Raw genomic sequence first — 2,979 nt, forward strand, 5'->3', positions numbered from 1 at the left:
CGGACTCGATTAATCTTCCGACCCCTTAAGCAAGCTTATAAACTTTTCCGGGCATGCCGATGAGAACTCCTTTCATTTCCATCCCAAGAATATGGGCAGCCAGCTTGCTCTGTGGAAACCCTGTCAATATCGCGAGCTCGTCGACGATGATGGACCCCTTGTTTAGCAGTACATCTGCAATTATTTTTTCCTCTGCCGAAAGATCAATGGCCAAACTTAACTGTTGATTCGTCGCCGACTGAGTTTGAGATCCTGTCCAGCCCAGAATATACTCCAGGTCAGCTAATTTTGTAATTAAATTAGCTCGATTGGTTTTAATAAGATGGTTGCAGCCTGAACTATATTCATCGTTTATCCGGCCCGGATAGGCAAAAACGTCTCTGTTATAAGAATTAGCCAGATCCGCCGTGATCAACGCACCGCCCTTAATATTCGCCTCAACCACTATAGTGACGTCTGCCAGGCCCGCAATAATGCGGTTACGCTTTGGAAAATTCTCCCGGTCAGGAACAGTCCCCGACATGAATTCTGTGAGCAATCCTCCATCGGTAATCATCTTTTCAGCTATCGACCTGTGCTGCTGGGGATAAATTCTATCCAGCCCGTGTGCCATAATTCCAATAGTAGACATTGAATTTTTCAATGCCTCTTTGTGAGCCAGGAAATCGATCCCATAAGCAAGGCCGCTAATTATTAACGGGTTATGTTTTTTGAGGCCAGCTAATAATTCCCGGCATATATCCTTTCCATACTCAGTGGACTTCCTTGTACCTACTATACTGATAACTTTCCCGGTGTTGAGATCTGCACTACCTTTAAAGTATAGCATTACAGGCGCGTCAAAACAGTTCTTAAGCCTTTTTGGATAAGCATTATCGGTTAAGAACAAAGCCTGGATCTTGTACTTTTCTATGAAGCACAGTTCTCTCTCGGCCCGTTCGAACGCGGTATGATTTCTTATGAGTTCAAGTGTTTTTGGCCCTATTCCCGGAACTTTACTCAGATGCCCTTTTTTTGTAACAAAAACCTCCTCCGGACTGCCGCAATAACTGATAAGATTCCGGGCAAGGATAGATCCTATGCCGGGGATGCAGGACAAAGCAATTTGGTGCAGCAAAGACATGTGATCAAAGTCCGCATATTTTTGTTGCGCGTCAAAAATTTGATCAGTCTGTGCGTTTTAGTAAGGGAACGGCATTGAAATGCGAGAGTTGAGAAGTGAGATTGGAGAAACGAGATGCAGCAAGGGAAATAGATGAGCGTTAACATGCGACTCGTAGCCCGAATCTCGTTGCAAGCTTCTAAATCATTGCGGAATATAGACTACAAACTTCGTTTCAAAATAATCTTCCTTGAAATGATCCGTAAGCGGGATAAGCCTGGCATTTAGTTTAGACTCTTTAATTTCTTCCGTGAGATCCCCACCTTTTAAATAAAGTATTCCGTTTTGCAGTTCATTGATAGATTCCTTCAGAAACTTGCCCTTGATCCAGGGATAAAACTCCGACAATCGGGTCACGGCCCGCGAAACAACAAAATTAAACTTATCATTAATCTGCTCAGCCCGGGCATGCGTTGCCACCAGATTCTTCAAATCACTTGCTAAAGCTACTTCCTGAACTACTTTTATCTTTTTTCCAATGGAATCCACAAGGTGAAAGTGACTATCAGGAAACAATATAGCCAGAGGAATACCGGGGAAACCTCCTCCCGTGCCGACATCCAGTATTTTTTCCCCAGGCAGAAAGCTTATTACTTTTGCAATGGCTAGAGAGTGCAGGATATGATGAAGATAAAGCATGTCAATATCTTTCCTGGAAATCAAATTGATACGGGAATTCCAAAACCTGTACAGGTCATCCAGTCCGGCAAACTGATCTTTCTGCTTCTGACTTAAATCCGGAAAATACTGAAGTATAAGGTCAGAAGTCACTTCGAAGATTATTCTTTTTCCGGTTCATAACATTTGCTAATAAATCGCGCGCTCTGAATAATTGAGCTTTTACAGTTCCCAGAGGCAGATCAAGTTGTAGGGCTATTTCCTCATAACTCTGTTCTTCAAAATACCGTAACACGATTAAGGTACGGTATCTGGACGGCAGTTGCTCAACAATATTCTTGAGCTTCTCGTTTTCCTGCTTTTTTATTGAAGTTTCTTCCGGATTTAGGCTCTCAGAACGAACTTCAAACTGCCTTTCCTCTCCGTCATGATCAGTAAGCGTATTTAAAGAAACAACATTTAATCTCTTTTTGCGGATAAAATCGATACAGTTATTGGTAGCTATCCTGAAAAGCCATGTGCTGAATGCAAAATCGGGTTTGTACTTATCCAGGTTTTCAAATGCTTTGCCGAAGGTCTCTACAGTAAGATCCATGGCATCATCCTTATTATTGACCATCTTAAGCGCCATAAAGTATATGGAATCTTTATACCGCTGCATCAATTCAGCATATGCCTTTTGATCGCCTTCTTTAGCCCTGGAAACTACGTTAAAATCATTTTTCGCATTAGGCGAAAAGTTAGGATTTACTTCCATTCCAATCTTTTCTTGAACAGGGAAACAAAGCTAAGAACCATTATATAAAAGTAATAAATGAAATCAAGAACAGGCATCCACCATATCAGATCCGGATAACTTAGCTTTCTAAAGCAAGGTACATAAACAAACACCTGAAAAGCTAGCCGGATTAAATAAACTGAAAGAAGCAGCCACCATTGCGCTTGGATCGCTATAAGCACGAATAGCAGCAAATAAAACAACACTCCGGATCCTGCCTGCACACTGAGTATTTGCTTGTGTTTCAACTGATAAGCTTTCCCGGCTCCCTGATGCCTTAGCTTTTGATTAAAATAGCCGCCAAATGTCTGTTTAGGTTCAGACCAAACCTGGGCGTCAGGGTGTATTTCAAGTGCTGTATTGCTTGTTGTTGCGTTTTGATTTACAAATAAGTCGTCATCACCAGACAAAATATGCATAT

The 2,979-nt window shown here is 41.9% G+C and carries 3 protein-coding genes and 1 pseudogene; all 4 read right to left on the reverse strand.

Annotated features, from left to right (window positions below):
• Window positions 1–25: 25 nt before the first annotated feature.
• On the reverse strand, window positions 26–1,123 hold the full coding sequence (gene dprA, locus WKF69_RS16825; RefSeq protein ID WP_340383388.1) for a DNA-processing protein DprA: 1,098 nt from the start codon (window positions 1,121–1,123) through the stop codon (window positions 26–28).
• A 183-nt stretch (window positions 1,124–1,306) separates the two neighbouring features.
• Window positions 1,307–1,933 (reverse strand): 16S rRNA (guanine(527)-N(7))-methyltransferase RsmG, encoded by a 627-nt coding sequence (gene rsmG / locus WKF69_RS16830; protein WP_340383389.1) that lies wholly within the window; start codon window positions 1,931–1,933, stop codon window positions 1,307–1,309.
• Window positions 1,923–2,537: a sigma-70 family RNA polymerase sigma factor gene (locus tag WKF69_RS16835; RefSeq protein ID WP_340383390.1), complete on the reverse strand. Its 615-nt coding sequence runs from the start codon at window positions 2,535–2,537 to the stop codon at window positions 1,923–1,925. Before WKF69_RS16835 ends, rsmG begins: the two co-directional genes overlap by 11 nt.
• Window positions 2,528–2,979: pseudogene (locus WKF69_RS16840) on the reverse strand (transmembrane glycosyltransferase); the annotation flags it as partial. The gene WKF69_RS16835 and the pseudogene WKF69_RS16840, both read right to left, overlap by 10 nt.

Source organism: Daejeonella sp., from assembly GCF_037719425.1.
Classification (GTDB): Bacteria; Bacteroidota; Bacteroidia; order Sphingobacteriales; family Sphingobacteriaceae; genus Daejeonella.

What these genes read in the sequence shown, in the direction of transcription:
- dprA (WP_340383388.1), bottom strand. Translation starts at nt 1,123, where the DNA reads ATGTCTTTGCTGCACCAAATTGCTTTGTCCTGCATCCCCGGCATAGGA.
- WKF69_RS16835 (WP_340383390.1), bottom strand. Translation starts at nt 2,537, where the DNA reads ATGGAAGTAAATCCTAACTTTTCGCCTAATGCGAAAAATGATTTTAAC.